13 protein-coding genes are annotated in these 17,445 nt (G+C 45.8%); 10 read left to right on the forward strand and 3 right to left on the reverse strand.

The genetic code is table 11. The annotated features are described in order from the left end of the window. Positions 1-56: 56 nt before the first annotated feature. From AC23P2_RS00165 to AC23P2_RS00190, 6 genes are all read left to right on the forward strand, one after another. Complete coding sequence (locus tag AC23P2_RS00165) at positions 57-794, forward strand: lysophospholipid acyltransferase family protein (protein WP_487771325.1); 738 nt, start codon at positions 57-59, stop codon at positions 792-794. Between the two features lie 106 nt (positions 795-900). Continuing rightward, a complete protein-coding gene (locus AC23P2_RS00170) occupies positions 901-1,251 on the forward strand; it encodes a hypothetical protein (protein ID WP_487771326.1) in 351 nt (116 codons plus the stop codon). An 87-nt stretch (positions 1,252-1,338) separates the two neighbouring features. Beyond that, positions 1,339-2,892, forward strand: a complete 1,554-nt coding sequence (locus AC23P2_RS00175; RefSeq protein ID WP_487771327.1) for a SulP family inorganic anion transporter — start codon at positions 1,339-1,341, stop codon at positions 2,890-2,892. Between the two features lie 40 nt (positions 2,893-2,932). Next, positions 2,933-3,628: a carbonic anhydrase family protein gene (locus AC23P2_RS00180; protein ID WP_487771328.1), complete on the forward strand. Its 696-nt coding sequence runs from the start codon at positions 2,933-2,935 to the stop codon at positions 3,626-3,628. Positions 3,629-3,702: 74 nt separating this feature from the next. Further along, the gene (locus tag AC23P2_RS00185; protein ID WP_487771329.1) at positions 3,703-5,280 is read left to right on the forward strand and encodes a SulP family inorganic anion transporter; all 1,578 of its coding nucleotides are present in this window, start codon (positions 3,703-3,705) and stop codon (positions 5,278-5,280) included. Then, positions 5,246-5,920, forward strand: a complete 675-nt coding sequence (locus tag AC23P2_RS00190) for a carbonic anhydrase (RefSeq protein WP_487771330.1) — start codon at positions 5,246-5,248, stop codon at positions 5,918-5,920. Before AC23P2_RS00185 ends, AC23P2_RS00190 begins: the two co-directional genes overlap by 35 nt. 48 nt (positions 5,921-5,968) lie before the next feature. On the opposite strand, the gene AC23P2_RS00195 is transcribed toward AC23P2_RS00190, so the two are convergent. Then, positions 5,969-8,236, reverse strand: a complete 2,268-nt coding sequence (locus AC23P2_RS00195; RefSeq protein WP_487771331.1) for a carbohydrate binding family 9 domain-containing protein — start codon at positions 8,234-8,236, stop codon at positions 5,969-5,971. Positions 8,237-8,434: 198 nt separating this feature from the next. On the opposite strand from AC23P2_RS00195, the gene AC23P2_RS00200 reads away from it, so the two are divergent. The 4 genes from AC23P2_RS00200 to AC23P2_RS00215 all read left to right on the forward strand — a co-directional run bounded on the left by AC23P2_RS00200 (position 8,435) and on the right by AC23P2_RS00215 (position 15,099). Next, positions 8,435-8,875, forward strand: coding sequence for a hypothetical protein (locus tag AC23P2_RS00200; protein WP_487771332.1), 441 nt, complete (start codon positions 8,435-8,437; stop codon positions 8,873-8,875). A 12-nt stretch (positions 8,876-8,887) separates the two neighbouring features. Next, the gene (locus AC23P2_RS00205; protein WP_487771333.1) at positions 8,888-12,226 is read left to right on the forward strand and encodes a M4 family metallopeptidase; all 3,339 of its coding nucleotides are present in this window, start codon (positions 8,888-8,890) and stop codon (positions 12,224-12,226) included. Positions 12,227-12,415: 189 nt separating this feature from the next. Next, positions 12,416-13,639, forward strand: a complete 1,224-nt coding sequence (locus AC23P2_RS00210; protein WP_487771334.1) for a peroxiredoxin family protein — start codon at positions 12,416-12,418, stop codon at positions 13,637-13,639. Between the two features lie 230 nt (positions 13,640-13,869). After that, entirely contained in the window at positions 13,870-15,099 is a 1,230-nt protein-coding gene (locus tag AC23P2_RS00215) for an MFS transporter (protein ID WP_487771335.1), read from the forward strand. Between the two features lie 114 nt (positions 15,100-15,213). On the opposite strand, the gene AC23P2_RS00220 is transcribed toward AC23P2_RS00215, so the two are convergent. Together AC23P2_RS00220 and AC23P2_RS00225 are read right to left on the reverse strand one after the other, a co-directional pair. Further along, positions 15,214-16,647, reverse strand: a complete 1,434-nt coding sequence (locus AC23P2_RS00220; protein ID WP_487771336.1) for a Gfo/Idh/MocA family oxidoreductase — start codon at positions 16,645-16,647, stop codon at positions 15,214-15,216. 114 nt (positions 16,648-16,761) lie between these two features. Further along, positions 16,762-17,382: an ABC transporter ATP-binding protein gene (locus tag AC23P2_RS00225; protein ID WP_487771337.1), complete on the reverse strand. Its 621-nt coding sequence runs from the start codon at positions 17,380-17,382 to the stop codon at positions 16,762-16,764. Positions 17,383-17,445: the final 63 nt, after the last annotated feature.

Genomic DNA, 17,445 nt, shown 5'->3' on the forward strand with positions numbered 1-17,445 from the left:
CGAAAACAGGCAAATGTTTGCGTAATTTTGGCGTTCAAAATCCCCGTTAGCGTGGCATGAAAAAAATAATCGATTACGTTTTAGGTAGCCTTTACCTGTTGTACTTTGGGTTAGTTCTAGTGATTTTCCACCCCATTCAGATGGTATGTTTTCATTTGTTTGGGCGGCGTGTTCACCAAAAATCAGTACACGTACTGAATGGTTTTTTGTTGCACGGGCTTTATATTTTAGGGACGCGTTTGGGGTTTAAAGCAAAAGCTACGTTACCCACTGACCGCCCCGTGATTTTTATTGCCAATCACCAAAGTATGTTCGACATCGTCGGAATGATTTGGTATTTACGCAAGAACTTCCCCGTTTTTGTGTCAAAAATTGAGCTGGCAAAAGGCATACCTAGCATTTCATATAATCTCCAAAAAAGCGGCGCGGCCCTCATCGACCGCCAAGATGGCAAACAAGCCATTATGGAAATAGCTCGATTGGCCAAGTTGATTGAAGAAACGAAATTTTCGGCGGCTATTTTTCCAGAGGGTACTCGCTCAAGAACAGGCGAGCTAAAAGCCTTTGCCACAGGAGGCGTAGCTATTCTGGTAAAGAAAGCCCCCAACGCACTCGTTGTACCAATCGCCATAAAAAACACGGGTAAATTGAACCCAAAAGGTATTTTTCCGCTTAGTAGCTTTGAAAGTCTCTCGTGGACGGTGCTTGCGCCCATCGAACCCAAAGGAAAAACGATAGACGAGATTGTTGAGTTGGCCAAATCAAGTATCGAAACCGAACTAAAAAACGCCTAAATCGTCTGACAAATCGTACTTTGTAAAGAGCATAATTTGTAAGTATCATTTTATTTATAATTAAATTAGTATAAATTTCGGGAGTATTCAACCATTCAAGTGTGCTGTGAGTCGCTATAAAACCTTTGTGTTGACCTTTTTCAGTGTCATGATTTGTTTCATGGCAGTGGTCAAACCTTTGGTTAGTTCTCCTAAAAAAAATAACCTGACTGAGCAACAGGAACAACAAGAAACCTCTTGCCCTGAGTCATGTGACGAAGAAGGTTGTAAAGAAACAGCCAAAGAAAATATTGAAGAAAATGCCGAATGGAACGACGAATTTTGGACTCCTTCCGTCGTAGGCTTTTCCATTTCATTACCTTCAAAAGCATCCAGCAGTTTTTTATATTTGGTTCATTTCTCCGAACACGTAGCTGCCATTAGCCTCCCCCCTCCCGAGTTTCTCCCTTCTGTCTAATTTTTTTATTTCTTGCTTTCGCTCATGGAGCGAGAAAAAATACTACATGAGCTGTGGGTCAATCAGGTTAAATGTAAGTAAAAGAAAATGAAGGGTTTATTCAAAGATATAAAGTACGATCTACCTGCGGGTTTGGTGGTATTTTTGGTCGCATTGCCGCTGTGCCTTGGGATTGCACTTGCGTCGGGAGCGCCACTTTTTTCAGGAATTATTACGGGGATTGTAGGTGGCTTGGTCGTGTCGATGCTCAGTGGTTCGGCACTAAGCGTGAGCGGGCCAGCAGCGGGTTTAACCGTCATCGTCCTCAACGCTATCCAGCAAATTGGCTCATTTGAAGCCTTCTTACTAGCCGTTGTGCTTGCTGGAGTCATTCAAATTGTATTGGGGGTAATGAAAGCGGGAATCATCGGCCATTATTTCCCCTCAAGTGTCATTAAAGGAATGCTCGCAGCAATTGGTTTGATTTTGGTTTTCAAACAAATTCCGCACGCATTTGGGTATGACAAAGACAGCGAAGGAGATTTTTCATTTGTCCAAGTAGATGGTGAGAATACATTCTCGGAGCTTCTAAACGCCATTAACTTTTTACACCCAGGCGCAGTGATTATCTCAACAATATCGCTGCTGATTATCATTTTTTGGGACAAACCTTTTCTAAAAAAATATGCGATTGTTCGGCTAGTTCCAGCGGCACTTGTGGCCGTTGTTACGGGGGTACTTATCAACAGCTATTTTGAGGTGTTTTCTCCCCTACTCGCCCTAAAAAACGACCATTTGGTGAGCCTACCAGTATCGGGTTCAGTGGAAGCGTTTATTGGGCATTTTACCTTCCCCAACTTTCAAGCCATTTCAAATCCACAGGTTATTATTACCGCTTTCACGATTGGGATAGTGGCAAGTTTGGAGTCGTTGCTGAGCGTCGAAGCCACCGACAAACTCGATCCTTTTAAACGCAATACACCTACTAACCAAGAGCTTATTGCCCAAGGAGCAGGAAATGTGGTCGCAGGTTTATTGGGTGGATTGCCTTTGACGGCTGTGATTGTGCGGAGCTCTGCCAATATCAATGCGGGTGGAAGAACCAAACTTTCGGCATTCATTCATGGCGTGTTTTTATTGATAAGTGTGGTCGCTTTTGCGGGTTTGTTAAACAAAATTCCGTTGGCGTGTTTGGCGGCGGTGTTATTGGTTGTGGGATATAAACTAGCCAAAATTTCATTGTTTAAATCCATGTACAAGCTTGGTTGGAGCCAATTTTTGCCTTTCGTCGTTACGGTCGTTGCTATTTTATTGACCGACCTGCTTAAAGGTATCAGCATTGGGATGGCGGTTTCTATCTTTTTTATTTTGCGCAACAACTACAAACAAGCGTATCATTTCAACGAAGCAGGAACGCCCGACAAACGACAGATTACGATTCAGTTGGTAGAAGATGTGACTTTTATCAACAAAGGAGCGATTACACTTACCCTCGATAAATTGCCCAATGATGCCAAAGTGGTCATCGACGGCAGCAAATCACGTTTTATCGACATTGACGTTCTTGAGATTATCCACAATTTTAAAGAAACCGCCCTTTTGAAGGGCATTCAGCTTGAACTAAAAGGAATCCCCGAGTTCCAAGGAGTAGCAGGACATTAGTTGAAGGCATCATCTCAATCCAATATTTTAACCCAAGCAAATGAAAGCACACACAAAAGAAACCCAAGCTAACTTAACGCCAAGAAAGGCGCTTGAAATACTACAAGAAGGAAACCTGCGCTTTATCAAAAACCTCAAAGTTCAACGTGATTTGTTGGAACAAGTCAACGACACGCGCGAAGGACAATGGCCGTTTGCCACCATTTTGAGCTGTATTGATAGCCGTACGTCGTCCGAATTGATTTTTGACCAAGGCTTAGGCGATATTTTCTCCATTCGCATCGCAGGAAACATCGTCAATACTGACATTTTAGGAAGCATGGAGTTTGCTTGCAAAATCGCAGGTTCTAAGCTCATAGTTGTGCTCGGACATACCAAATGCGGCGCCGTAAAAGGGGCTTGCGACCACGTAGAAATGGGTAACTTAACGGAGCTTTTGGCAAAGCTTCAACCCTCGGTTTACCAAGAAAAAGAGACAAAATCAGACCGTAATTCTAAAAATAAAGCATTTGTAGAAAATGTAGCTCAAATCAACGTAAAGCGAAATGTAAAAAATATCATTGAGCGGAGCTTCATTTTAGAACAAATGGTAGAAAACGGAGAAATTGGCGTCGTAGGTGCCATGTATAATATTGAAACGGGTGAAGTAGAGTTTTATGACGATGTGATGTACATCCGTGATACCGAAAACCCCAATTTTACGGTAGCCAACCTGCGTGATTTGACCTTGGCTTAGTGAAAAATACCCCGTTGGGTGAAAGGTGTAAAAGCGTTTCGCTATTTTTGTACAACTCATAAAATCGAACCGTAATGACCTTTAAGTATCTCAACAAAGATTTTTCAGCAGGTTTTTCGGTATTTTTAGTAGCGCTCCCGCTGTGTTTAGGCATTGCCTTGGCATCGGGAGCGCCGCTTTTTTCTGGCTTAGTTTCGGGGGTAATCGGTGGGTTGGTGGTGGCCTTGCTTTCAGGGTCTGAAATCGCCATTAGTGGCCCCGCCGCAGGACTGGTTGTCATTGTGTTTGATGCCATCCACGGGCTAGGTGACTACTCCCATTTTCTGACAGCAGTTGTCTTGGCAGGCCTCCTCCAATGGTTGCTGGGCTGGTTGAAAGCGGGGCGTCTGAGCGGTTTTGTGCCATCGAGTGTCATCAGCGGAATGCTCGTTGCCATCGGGATTGTCATCGTTCTCAAACAAATCCCCCATGCCCTTGGCTGGGATGCTGACTACGAAGGCGAATTTGAATTTTTCCAAAACAATCAGCGAAATACCTTTAGTGAAATTATCCAAGCGGTGTTACATCCAACTTGGGGCGCGGGCATTATCAGTGTCGTGTGTTTGCTTCTGATACTCTGGTGGGATAAAAAAGCCGAGCAAGGTATCAAATTCTTCAAAACCATTCCGACCGCCTTGGTCGTGGTTGTCATGGGAGTAGCTATTAATCAAGTATTTAGATGGTTTGCCCCTACCCTTTACCTTGGCGAATCCAACGATCACATGGTACGAATGCCAAGTTTTCGTACCTTGTCCGACCTTCAATCGGTACTTCATTTTCCATCTCTCGACGCCTTGACCAAGCCTGCGGTGTACTTAACTGCTTTTACTTTGGCGATGATTGCGAGCATCGAGTCCTTGTTTGGACTAGAAGCCGCCGACAAGCTCGACAAGCAGCGGCGTATTTCGTCGCCCAATCAGGAGCTCAAAGCCCAAGGAGTTGGCAATGTGCTGTCAGGGTTGCTTGGCGGCCTACCAATGACAGTAGTAGTAGTCCGCACTTCATTGAATGTATATAGCGATAGCCAAACGCGCCTTTCTGCGTTCATCCAAGGTATTTTGTTGCTGTTAGCGATGGTGGTTTTTCCCGAAATCCTCAACCACATTCCCTTAGCCAGTCTGGCATCACTGCTCATATTAGTCGGCTATAAACTGGCGAGAATTGACATCTTTCGCAAAATGTACCTCGAAGGGCAAGACCAATTTATCCCGTTTATGGTGACTATACTGGGGATTATTTTGACCGATTTGTTGGTAGGCATGATTCTGGGCTGGCTCGTCGGAATCGCCTATGTTATGTACACCAACCATCAATCGGCAATGAGTGTGGTTCGCGACAAGGATACCGTGCTTATTTGGTTTAGAAAAGATATTTCGTTTCTCAATAAGGCCAGGTTAAAAGAAGAATTGGCGGCGTTGCAAGTAGGCGATACGGTATTTATTGACGGAGCGCGAGCACATTTTATAGATCATGATATTTATACTACCCTCAAAGAGTTCCGAAAAGATGCCCCACTGCGCGGCATTCAGGTGGACTTTAAAGGAATTACACGTCGGAAAATAACAAAACGAAAACTCGATGCAAGCATACAAAAAACTCTTATTAGCAAATAAAGCGTGGGCGGCCGAAAAGCTCATGCTCGATGAACACTATTTTGAGGAGTTGGCCGCTGATCAAAAGCCTGAGTTTTTGTGGATTGGCTGTGCCGACAGTCGCGTGCCCGCCAACGAAGTAACAGGCACTGCCCCTGGCGAATTGTTTGTTCACCGAAACGTGGCAAATTTAGTACTTCATACCGACATCAATATGCTCAGTGTGTTGCAGTATGCCGTGGAAGTACTCAAGGTAAAACATATTTTGGTGGTGGGCCACTACGGCTGTGGTGGTGTAAAAGCGTCAATGACAAACAAAGATTACGGACTGATTAACAAGTGGTTGCGCAATATCAAAGAAGTATATGAGAAGCACGAGACCGAACTCAATGGGATTGCAGAAGAACAAAAACGTTTTGACCGATTGGTAGAGCTGAATGTGATTGAGCAGGTTAATAATTTGGCCAAAACAACCATCATACAGCGCTCTTGGCACCAAAGGAACTACCCCCAACTCCACGGATGGGTATTTGACCTACATACGGGGCTTATCAACCCAACGGTAGAGATTTTGCCTGGGGCCGAAATTTCGCCCATTTATCGCTACGATTTTGAAAACGATAAAAAACAAGACGATATTTCGGCCGAATATGAGCACTAAACCTATGATATTTTACCTTCATAGCGAACGTCAAACATCATAGGTTTATCAAAGCGTTAGCCAGTAATTGAGTTTAAACACAATGGCACGGCTTTTATTTCTAAAAAGAGGGTCGGTGTAATAGTTGTCGGTGTAAACCAAGAAAAAGTCGGACATGGGTTTGTAGCGCCACTGCAAACGGCTGTTGACGTTGAAGTTGTTGCGTTGGGTGTTAAACTGTAAAAACGTTGTCCAAAACAGTTTCGTAGAGAAATTGATTTCCACCCTTGGGCTAACCAACAACAAACGGTCGCTACCGTATAACGTAGGCAATTTGATGTCGTTTTGCTCAAAATTCATCGAAAAATTTCCCCAAGGCTGGGCGCGGTACGTCATTTCGAGCGAATACTGCTGGAGCGTGCCATTGTAAAACCCTCCCGCGCGTACCGCCGCCGTAAAGTAAAACTTCTTCCGATAATCGGAACTGTAAGTGGCATTGACCTGATTGAACACGTACCTACTCGACGGCAGCGCATGGTCGCTGTCGGTAAATGAAAACGGGAAAAGCGCTCGCACGTCGTTGTGATCAAAACGTAAACCAAACGAACTCGCATTCTGAAACTGAACGTCGTAGGTCAAGCCCAAAGTATATTCGTTGAGCGTTCCGTTGGGGTTCCAAACAAAGAAATTTTCAGCCCCAAACGCATGATTATTGACTTTACTGTCTTTGGGACGAATATTAAACTGCGTTTCGCTATACATTTGGTGAAACCCTAAACGGATGGTCGTATCTGACTGGATTTTTCCAAAACGGTCAACAATGTAAGTTGGGTTTTCGAGGCGGTTTATAAAACCCATATCGGCGTAATAATTGCTCCCAATACCGAAGTAATCGACAAAAAAACTAACCGTACGTCCGAAATACCCTGCCCCAAATTGCTTGGCCGTGTTGTCGTTCGTAACGGTGGGTTTTTGTGACCAATGGTAGCCTGTCCACACATTCAAATCACCTTTGGTATTGGAGTAGTTAAATTCCAATCCTTGATTTCGTCCATACTCCCCCATCGGGTTTTGCAAGCGCTCGTTTTCGGTCATAAAACCTTGGCGGTTTAGCACATAGCCTTTAACCAGTGAGCGTTTTAGTACTTTTCGGTTGAACGAAAAGGCCGTAAAATTTTGGGCGGGGTCTTCCCCTTTAGCCGCCGTTTGCATCGACATGAGCCCAATCCGCCAATTTTTATCCAAATTACCACTCAAACGCGCCCCTGCCAAAATCGGGAGCGGCTGGGCGTTACGGTCTAGCCCAATAGCACGCGAGAAAAAAGGCCGAAAAGGTGGGATTCCGTAATTGCCAAATAGGTCGGCATTTTCGAGAAAAAAGGTGCGCCGTTCGGGAAAGAAAATGTTGAAACGCGTCAGGTTTGTTACTTGACGATCTACTTCTACTTGCGAGAAATCAGGATTCACTGTCAAGTCAAGATTGAGCGAAGGCGTCACCGACAACTTGGCATCCAAGCCGCCGTTGAAAGTACCTTTGGTAGGCGTACCTGCCACGTGGTCGTGGGAAGTACCTCCCGTAATGTAGGGCACAATCGACGCATTCCCTTTGACCGCAGGCGGAGGTGTTTCCCAATGAAGCGCCGCCGTATAGCCCAAATCGTATCCATTAAAGTTAACAGGAATAAACGTCCAAGTCGAAAACTGGTTGTTTTTAAGGTCATTACGCTCAAAATTGACGCCCCATTTGGTCTTTTTGGGGTCGTAGCGAAGGGTTTTGAAAGGAATCGCCATTTCGACTGTCCAATAAGTGGGATAAACTTTGGTCTGCGAATACCACTTATTGTCCCAACTTCCCGTCATTTCTTCGGTTTGGAACGCCAACAAGTCTTCAAACTGCGCATTGGCCACACTTACCCCAAAAAAGAACCCATTGGTGCGCTCGTTGATGGGATCTAAAATGATACCAAAAGCATCTGAGCTCCAGTAGTCACCGTCGCGTTTGAGGGTTTGAATGACGTGCTTATTGGTATCTCGACATACGGCCGCCACGTACAAAAACTTGTCATCGAAAGTCATCCGCACCTCGGTATCTCGTTTGATCGGGACGTTGTCTTGGGGCCAATGAGGTGCAAAATTTTTGGAAACTTCTAGCCCTTGCCACGCAGGGTCTGATAAATCTCCGTCGATTTTTATTTCTCCTTTGGCTTTACGGATGACGTGCTGGTATTTTTCCTGATACGCAGCCCCGCCAATGGCCGTGGATTTTTCTTGGGCATTAATGGCAAAACTTGAAAGAACAATAGCTGCGAGACAAAGGGTAGATTTTTGAAAATACATAGATAGAGATAACGGCTGTTGAAACAAAACACAAAGATATCTTATCTAATTGGGTAAACAGACTAACGACTACGTAAATGGTAAAAAAACAGTTACCAACCGTCGTTTTTATCGAATGATAGTTTAATTTACGTTTTTGGTTTTGTGCGACTTATGAAGTAAGTTTGAGTAAATATCAATACTTTCTCTACCAGCTTTATGATACGTATTTGTACCACGGGTGTCGCTACGCTTGGCCTCATTGTAGGGCTTTTAGTTCAGACTTCAGCCCAAAGTCTTCCTAGTCCTTCTACCTTGTTTAAACGTCAAGTAACGTTTGGGACGGGGGGCGGGTTTGCAGGAACAACGCGCAGCTTCGTCCTACACGAAAACGGGGATTTGTGGGTGCGTGAACGGGCAACTGATTCTCTCAAATTGCACAAAACCCTCAGCGACAAACAAACAAAGCAATTTTTCCAGTCGGCGGACCAGCTCCAATTAGACAAGTATAAGTTCAATAGCCCTGGCAATGTTTACTACTTTATTGAGTACAATAACCCCAAAAAAAGGTTGAAAGAAAAAGTGACGTGGGGAGATTCCAAACGCAAAGTTTCAATCTATGTACAACGCTTTTATAATCAGCTCATAAAAACGACCTAAACTTCTTACTCCATGAAAAAATATCTATGTACGTTCGCTTGTTTGGGAGGGCTGATTTTTTCGGCAAACGCCCAAACGAACTTAAAACAACCGTCACGAACTTCCGTGACGACCACCGACGAGCTGGCGCGTAAACTAGGTGCTCAGGACGTGGATAATTCGATGTATTTACGAAATGCTAACCCCATCGAAAAGGCGGTCATCGACGGTAATGCAAGCCAATTGAATGAATTTACGGCGCTCCGAGAGGGAATTCGGGTAGTCAAAGACCCTACAACGGGTTTGCCAATTTATATCGAAGGCCGCCCAAAAACGATGCTAAAATCAGCGCGAAAGGCCAGCACTTCGGCAGAGGCTAAGGCGTTTGATTACCTGTCGTCGGTCAAAGGATTATTGCGCTTAGAAAATCCTGACCAACAATTTGAATTAAAACAAATTGATACCGATGAGTTGGGACAAAGCCACCTTCGTTTACAACAATTTCACAAAGGTGTACCTGTATATGGCGGCGAGGTGGTGCTTCATACCAACCGCGAAGAAGTAACAACGCTCAACGGTAAGTTTTTTCCAACGCCTACCTTGGCAAATACGGTGGCAAACCTAACCCTGCAAGCCGCCGAAAAAGTGGCGTTGGACGAACTAGCCAAAACAACTGTAGTGCGCACCATGACGTTTGGGGAGAAAAAGCTATTGCAGTACGACAAGCCTAAAACCGAGCTTTTTGTGTATCATCATTCTGACCAAACAACGCACCTCACCTATCGCATTGAAATCCACCCTAATTTCTTAGAACATTGGGTGTGTTTCGTGGACGCGCACACGGGAGAAGTCTTGAAAAAATACAACAATCTATGCTCGCTCGATGGCCCCGTAAAAGCAACAGCTTCTGATCTGAACAACGTCAGTCGGTCGATTGATGCGTATTTGCACCAAAACCGTTATTATTTATTGGATGCAAGTCGGATTGGCCCCGATGGTAAAGCCATGTTTAAGCCCACCCTTTCATCCTTACCCGACAGCCCGATTGGAGGTATATTGACCATCGACGCGCAAAATTCATCCGTCGATAATGAAAACCTTAACTTAGCGCACATTACTTCTTCCAACAATTCGTGGAATAACAAAACGGCGGTATCAGCGCATTTCAACGCAGCTACGGCGTTTGAGTATTTTAAGACCGTTCACAAACGAAATTCCATCGACGGAAAAGGCGGAACCATTATTTCTATCATCAACATGAACGATGAAAAAGGCGCAATGGACAACGCCTTTTGGAGCGATAAATTGATGGTGTATGGCAACGGAAAATCGGCGTTTAAACCCTTGGCAGGTGGACTTGACGTAGCGGCGCACGAAATGACGCACGGCGTGATTCAGAACTCAGCCAATTTGGAATACGAGTCGCAATCAGGGGCTATCAATGAGTCGATGGCTGATGTATTTGCGACAATGGTAGATCGTCGAAACTGGACGATTGGGGAGGACGTAGTGCGAACAAACGTCTATACATCAGGCGCTTTACGCGATTTGGCTAATCCCAACCAAGGCGGAACGCGTGACAACGGTTACCAGCCCAAAAACATGAACGAGTACTACACAGGCACGGAAGACAACGGGGGCGTACACATCAACTCGGGCATTCCCAATTGGGCATTTTTCAAATTTGCCTCTGCTACTTCCCGCGAAAAAGCTGAACAGGTTTATTACCGTGCCCTCACACTATACCTGACCCGTTTGTCACGTTTTATTGATTTACGTTTGGCAGTGGTAAAAGCTGCTACCGACTTGTACGGCGCCTCTAGCGCGGAGGTATCGGCGGCCAAAGCCGCTTTCGACGCCGTAGGGATTACCGATGCAGGAAGTAATTCATCGACGCCAACCAATCAAACGCTTCCCACCAACCCTGGCGAAGACTTTTTGTTGATGTATGCTACGGGCGATAAAAAACTGTACAGTGCGCCTGTCAATTTATCGAAATTTACCCCTTTGGTAACGGCAGCCATTGCCCACAAACCAAGCGTAACCGACGATGGGAAGTTTGCTTACTATGTAACCACCAACGATAAGTTTATCAAAGCCATTAATTTACAGGGAACCGTAACAGAAACGGTGATTTCAAACGAGGCAATTTGGGAAAACGTAGCAGTCTCCAAAAATGGCGAGGCTTTGGCTGCCATTACGGTAAACCAAGATAAATCCCTTTGGATATACAGCTATACCAAAAAAGCGTGGAAGAAATTCACCCTTTATAACCCCACTTCCGCCCAAAACGTCCAAAGTTCGCAAGTAAAATATGCCGATTCGTTTGAGTGGGACGCCACGGGCGAATACATCATTTACGATGCCTACAACGAACTCGCCACAGCGGGTATCGCAGCGGGCACCAACAGCGGAAAAATTGGCTATTGGGACGTGGGAATTATCAAAGTGTGGGACAATGCTAAAAGCGATTTCGGTCCAGGAACCATCAACAAACTTATTTCTAACCTAGAAAAAGGAGAAAGCATCGGTAACCCGACTTTTGCCAAAAATAGCCCAAACATTGTCGCTTTTGACTACATTGATCCCGATGGAAGTAATTACATCATTGGAGCGAACATTGACCGTGGCGAACTCGCAGGCATTGTCGAAAATAATACCATTGGGTATCCTGAATATTCTAAAACCGACGTCAAAATGGTATTTAATACCCTCACTAGCGGGCGCGACGATGTGGGAATCATTGACTTAAATACCGACAAAATTAGCCCCAAAGGAAGTTCCACCTCTTTTGTCAGAAATGCCAAATGGATGGTATGGTACGGCGTAGGAACGCGTACTTTACCGAAAAAACAAAATCAGACAATCAATGTTGCGTCGGTAGCTGATAGAACGACCAAAGATACGCCGTTTGGCATCAGCGCGACGGCGACCTCTCAATTACCCGTCGGCTTCAGCTTGGTGTCGGGGCCTGCGGAGCTTTCGGGAAGCACAGTGACATTGACAGGAACGACGGGAACGGTGCAGATTGTGGCCTACCAAACGGGAAATTCGGCATTTTACGCTGCCCCTAACGTCACGATTTCGTTTCGAGTAAACCCTGCTCCCGTTATTTTGTCAGTGCCTACGACCACAACGCAAGTAATCGCGTATCCGAACCCGACGATGAATTTGTTGACGATAAAAGTACCTAGCAATGTTGTCATTGAGGACATTCGGATGACGACCACCAACGGCATGACCCTGCTCAATCAAACACCGCGTAGCAATAATGCTCAGGTGGACATGAGTCAGTTCTCTCAGGGTACGTATTTGTTGCACATCAAAACCAACGAAGGCACCGAAACACAAAAAGTGATTAAACAGAACTAAGACAACTCTTTTCAGCTGAGGTTGTGAGCAACCTCGGACACGTGTTCTTCTGGTTGCTCACAACCAGAAGAGAGCCATGAAAACCCTGCTTCAAAAACAATTTTTGAAGCAGGGTTTTTCTTGAGTACAACTTTTTGAATTAGAAATTTGTTGCCACTCTGTAACACCCACATTAACAAGCTTCACACAATGAAAAAAACAGTATTGGGCCTTTTTGCCTTTTTGTTCGCACTCTCCACCTTTGCACAAACCCCCATTCCTAAAAGTACGTGGCGTGCAGCGCTCCTCCGAGGACACAACGAAGTAGTATTTGGCCTAGAAATTACGCCCAAATCCAATGGTCGCTACGAAGCCGTTGTTATCAACGGAGCCGAACGCTTACCGATGGATGAAGCTTATTTAGAAGGCGATTCGTTGCACATTCCGATGCTCATCTTTGATTCGGATTTGGTCGTCAAAGTGTCTGGTAATCAAATGAAAGGTTCATGGAAAAAAAATCGAAACGGCGTTTGGGTATCGGTGTTACCTTTCAAAGCCGATAAGGGAGAAATATATCATTTTGCCAAAAAGCCACAAGCGACTTCGCACAATGTGGCGGGCAAATACGCTACCTATTTCCAGCGCCCAGAACGCAAGGACTCGTCGTTTGCAGTAGGAATTTTGGAACAAAAGGGAAGTAAACTAGCAGGGACATTTTTGACCCCGACAGGCGATTATCGCTATCTAGCGGGCGATATTGTGGGCGATAGCCTCTTTATGTCGTGCTACGATGGCTCGCACGCGTTCTTGTTTCGGGCGGCCATTTTAGCCAACGGTAAAATCCGTGGTGGAATGTGGTCGGGTATATCAGGGTATCAGCCGTTTACTTCTACCCGCGATGAAAAAGCCGCTTTGCCTCCTCCAACGGCACTTACCTACCTAAAACCTGGCTACGAAACCCTCGATTTTTCATTCCCAGATACCAAAGGAAACAAGATTTCGCTCAAAGACGAACGGTATAAAGGAAAAGTAGTGGTACTGCAACTTTCGGGTACATGGTGTCCCAATTGTATGGACGAAACGAAGTTTATGGTGCCATGGTATAAAAAGAACGCCTCACGCGGCGTAGAAATTTTAGGACTGATGTTTGAACGCTCGCCCGAGATGAAGATTTCAGGACCTAAAATCGACTTCATGGCTAAGCGTTTTGGCGTTCCGTATCCATTGGTGTTGGCGGGGACAAATGATGCGAACGCGGGGCAAGCATTGCCAGCATTAAACAAAGTGGCGGGGTATCCTACGACCATTTTTATTGATAAAAAAGGCCGTGTTCGCGAAATCCACACGGGTTTTTCAGGACCTGGGACGGGAAAATACTACGACCAATTCATCGAAGAGTTTAATGCGCTGATTAGTAAACTATTGGCCGAGTAAAAAGCACAAATATTTACCATAGAAAACAGGTTAAATACATTAGCAACAAAGTAGCCTCAGCGAGGCTAAATCTTAGTAGATAAAGAAAGGCAGAGATAATCCAAAAGCCCCATCGGGGTGACATCTTTCACCGAGCGTTAGTCGCTCAGATGAGGCTTTGTGGTGGATTTGACTCATTTTTCTACGAAGATGTAGCTCCTCTGGCGCAATGAATAGGGCTTTATATTTTAATGTGTTCAACCTACATAGAAAACAGCCTAGTGTCTCAAAAAGAAAAATTACTCCTTTTCGTGTTGGCGTGTTTAAATTTCACGCACATCATGGACTTTATGATAATGATGCCGCTTGGCCCTCAGCTTATGCGGTATTTTTCCATTTCTCCGCAAGAGTTTGCCTTATTGGTATCTGCGTATAGTTTTAGCGCGGGGCTATCGGGTTTTATAGTGGCATTTATTGCTGACCGTTTCCCGCGTAAACAAATCATGCTGATTGCGTATGTTGGGTTTGTCATCGGAACGCTGGCGTGTGCGATGGCACCCACGTTTTGGCTACTGATGGCCGCCCGAACGCTCGCAGGGGTTTTTGGAGGCGTGTTGGGAGCGCAAGTAATGTCGGTCGTGGGCGATGTATTTGAGTACGAACGCCGTGCGCGGGCGATGGGAGTTGTGATGACGGCCTTTTCGGTGGCGTCGGTTGTAGGGGTTCCGTTGGGCTTGTACTTGGCAACAGAAATTAGCTGGCACGCTCCTTTCTGGTTTGTCGGAATCCTCGGCGTTGTGGTCATTGGGCTCATTTGGCTATATGTGCCTCGGTTGGATGGCCATTTAAAAGAAAGAGCCCAAACTACACACCACCCTTTGGAAGCGGTGACACATATTTTGCACGACCCCAATCAGCTACGGGCGTTATTGCTCACAAGCGTGATTATGCTTGGGCACTTTAGCATTATTCCGTTTATTTCCCCGTATTTGACCATCAATGCGGGTTTTGGTGAAAACCAACTGTACTTGATTTACGCAGTAGGCGGTGCGTTGACGCTCTTTACGTCTCCACAAGTGGGCAAACTCGCCGACCGCAAAGGGAAATACCCTGTTTTTGTGGTGTTTGCACTGTTATCAACCTTGCCGATGTGGCTTATCACCAACATGTGGACCAATAATCTCGTCATTGTACTGGGTACGGCCGCAATTTTCTTTGTTTTTTCCAATGGGCGCTTAGTCCCGACCCAAGCCATGACTTCGTCGGTGGTGTTGCCGCAGCAGCGCGGGAGCTTTATGGCCATCAATTCTTCGTTGCAACTGCTGATGCAGGCCGTAGCGGTGTATCTGGCAGGCATTGTCATTCAAAAAGCCCCCGACGGAAAGCTCTTGCATTACGACTGGGTAGGCTACGCAGCCATGATTCTCATCACACTAAGTGTCTTCATCGCCCGCAGGGTCAAACCTGTGGAGGCAGTCTAAGGGAATGTCGAGTGTAGAATGCAGAGTGTCGAATGAAATCCACTTATTCGACACTCTGCATTCTGCACTCGACACTCAACTTGACATTTTGCACTCGATATTCGACACTCCTTACTATTTCCACCCTTCCCGATACTGGCGTTTGACAAACGCGTTGGCGGGGTCAAAGTTGGTAATTTTCATGTTTTTACCGTCCCAAAGTAGTTTTTTACGACCTGTAAACTTGCCATTTTCGCGGTAGAGATAACTCCGCACCGCCAAATTTCCCATCAAAACAATTTCGGTGAGCGGGCCTGCTTCGGCAAACGAAGAACTGGTGTACGTACCATAACCTGCTTTACATGCTTTGACCCATTGCTGTTGGTGGCCTGCAGTATCTCCTTCCACAAGTGGGCGGGTCTGAGCAGGGAATTTCACGTCTTGTAACTGTCCCTTGACAAACAATTTGGGGTTTTCGCCAAAGAGCTCACAGGCCAATACCCCTTTGGTTCCGATAAACATCACGCCACCGTCGTTGTCGGCGAATACTTTTTCGTAATCGCAGCCCTCGGGAAGTTTGGGTTTGATACCACCGTCGTACCAAGAAAGGCTCAATTCTGAGAACTTCTTAGCGCTTGGATGGGGAAATTTGAGGTGAACCGAGGTGGCTTGAGGCCCAATATCTTCAAAAAAAGCTTCGCGGAAAAAGTCGCTATACACCGAACTCGCCGAACATTCGACTGACGTCGGATAGCCCAACTTTAGGGTTCGGAACGGCACATCCATAAAGTGACAACCCATATCACCCAGTGCCCCTGTGCCAAAATCCCAGTAGCCGCGCCAACGGAACGGCATGTAAGCTTCGTGGTATTCGCGGTAAGGAGCAGTACCAAGCCACAAATCCCAGTCAACTTCGGCAGGAATGGGCATCGTTTCTTTTTTGTCGCGTGGCGATTTCACCCCTTGTGGCCAAACGGGTCGGTCAGTCCACACTTCTACCGTATGTACTTCGCCAATCATCCCCGATTGTACAATGGCTTCGGTTTGACGAGTGCCTTTGCCACTACTTCCTTGGTTTCCCATTTGGGTCACGAGTTTTTTTTCTTGGGCCAGCTGCGTGAGCATCCTTGCCTCCCAAATATCGTGGGTGAGGGGTTTTTCGAGGTAAATATGTTTGCCCAATTGCATCGCCGCGCTACCAATGACGTAGTGCATGTGGTCGGGGGTAGTGACAATCACCGCGTCGATGTTTTTGGCTTCTTTGTCCAGCATCTTGCGGTAATCTTTGTAATAAGGGGCGCTGGGAAATTTCTCGCGGTATTTTTTGGCTTGACGGTCATCGACATCACAGAGCGCCACGATGTTGTCCGAGCCGTTGTTGTAGGCTTGTTGGATGTTGTAATCAGCTTTTCCACCACAGCCTATGGCCGCGATATTGAGCTTGTCGCTGGGAGCGGTGTACCCTTTGCCTAATACGTGCCGTGGCACAATCATGAAACTGGCGGCTGCTACTGCGCTACCTTTCAAAAAATCGCGGCGAGCGACGTTTTTGTTATCTTTTTGGTTCATAGGCTTGTAGTAGAAGAATGTTTCTTCCCAAAGCCAAAAGAAATGCGTTTTTACTTTCACGAGGTTCTGAGAAACCTCTTCCGTGGATTTGAGAATCCACGGGCACTTAGACACTTAGGACTTATAGTCAGCCACGTTGATGACTTCGTCGCAAAAATCGTATTCAGCAGGGACGTTGGAGCAAATAAGCACCACTTGACTAGGCGAAAGTTGTTGTACTTGCTCTAAATACCAGGCCGACCACCGTGCATCGAGGTTAGACGTAGGTTCATCGAGCATAACTACGGGCACATCCGAATAAAACGCCAATGCAAGTTTCAGGCGCTGTTTCATCCCCGACGAAAAATACTTAATCGCTTTGTCTTTAGAGGCCGTTAGTTCAAGTTGGTCGATGATTTGAGCTTGCGAAATCGATGGTTTTAGTGGCTTAAAACCCGCGTGAAAGTTTAGGAGTTCGGTAAGCGTAAACTCTTCGATAAGCTCAAGGTAAGGCGCTGCAATGACCAACTGCTTATACCACTTATCTTCTTCAATCACTTGATTATCAATAATGTAACTAATCTTCCCTTCACTAGAAGGAGTTGCGCCCGAAAGTACTTGGAGAAGCGTCGATTTTCCGCTGCCGTTGGGCCCCACAAACGTATAACTTTTGCCGCTCAAAAGGGTGTGGCTAAACTTTCTAAAAATCCATTCGCGGTTAAAACGCTTGCCAAGTTGGTCGATGAGGAGGTGCATGAAAAGTAAGATAAGCCAAAAACTTCGGCAAAGGTCTAAAACTTTACCGAAGTTAAAAAGCCT

The sequence above is a fragment of the Runella sp. R0.1_18 genome, from assembly GCF_057652155.1.

Excerpts from the sequence above, each read along its gene's own strand:
- AC23P2_RS00200 (WP_487771332.1), top strand. The coding sequence starts at position 8,435 with ATGATACGTATTTGTACCACGGGTGTCGCTACGCTTGGCCTCATTGTA.
- AC23P2_RS00215 (WP_487771335.1), top strand. The coding sequence starts at position 13,870 with ATGTGTTCAACCTACATAGAAAACAGCCTAGTGTCTCAAAAAGAAAAA.
- AC23P2_RS00195 (WP_487771331.1), bottom strand. The coding sequence starts at position 8,236 with ATGTATTTTCAAAAATCTACCCTTTGTCTCGCAGCTATTGTTCTTTCA.
- AC23P2_RS00165 (WP_487771325.1), top strand. The coding sequence starts at position 57 with ATGAAAAAAATAATCGATTACGTTTTAGGTAGCCTTTACCTGTTGTAC.
- AC23P2_RS00185 (WP_487771329.1), top strand. The coding sequence starts at position 3,703 with ATGACCTTTAAGTATCTCAACAAAGATTTTTCAGCAGGTTTTTCGGTA.
- AC23P2_RS00205 (WP_487771333.1), top strand. The coding sequence starts at position 8,888 with ATGAAAAAATATCTATGTACGTTCGCTTGTTTGGGAGGGCTGATTTTT.
- AC23P2_RS00175 (WP_487771327.1), top strand. The coding sequence starts at position 1,339 with ATGAAGGGTTTATTCAAAGATATAAAGTACGATCTACCTGCGGGTTTG.
- AC23P2_RS00220 (WP_487771336.1), bottom strand. The coding sequence starts at position 16,647 with ATGAACCAAAAAGATAACAAAAACGTCGCTCGCCGCGATTTTTTGAAA.
- AC23P2_RS00190 (WP_487771330.1), top strand. The coding sequence starts at position 5,246 with ATGCAAGCATACAAAAAACTCTTATTAGCAAATAAAGCGTGGGCGGCC.
- AC23P2_RS00225 (WP_487771337.1), bottom strand. The coding sequence starts at position 17,382 with ATGCACCTCCTCATCGACCAACTTGGCAAGCGTTTTAACCGCGAATGG.
- AC23P2_RS00180 (WP_487771328.1), top strand. The coding sequence starts at position 2,933 with ATGAAAGCACACACAAAAGAAACCCAAGCTAACTTAACGCCAAGAAAG.
- AC23P2_RS00210 (WP_487771334.1), top strand. The coding sequence starts at position 12,416 with ATGAAAAAAACAGTATTGGGCCTTTTTGCCTTTTTGTTCGCACTCTCC.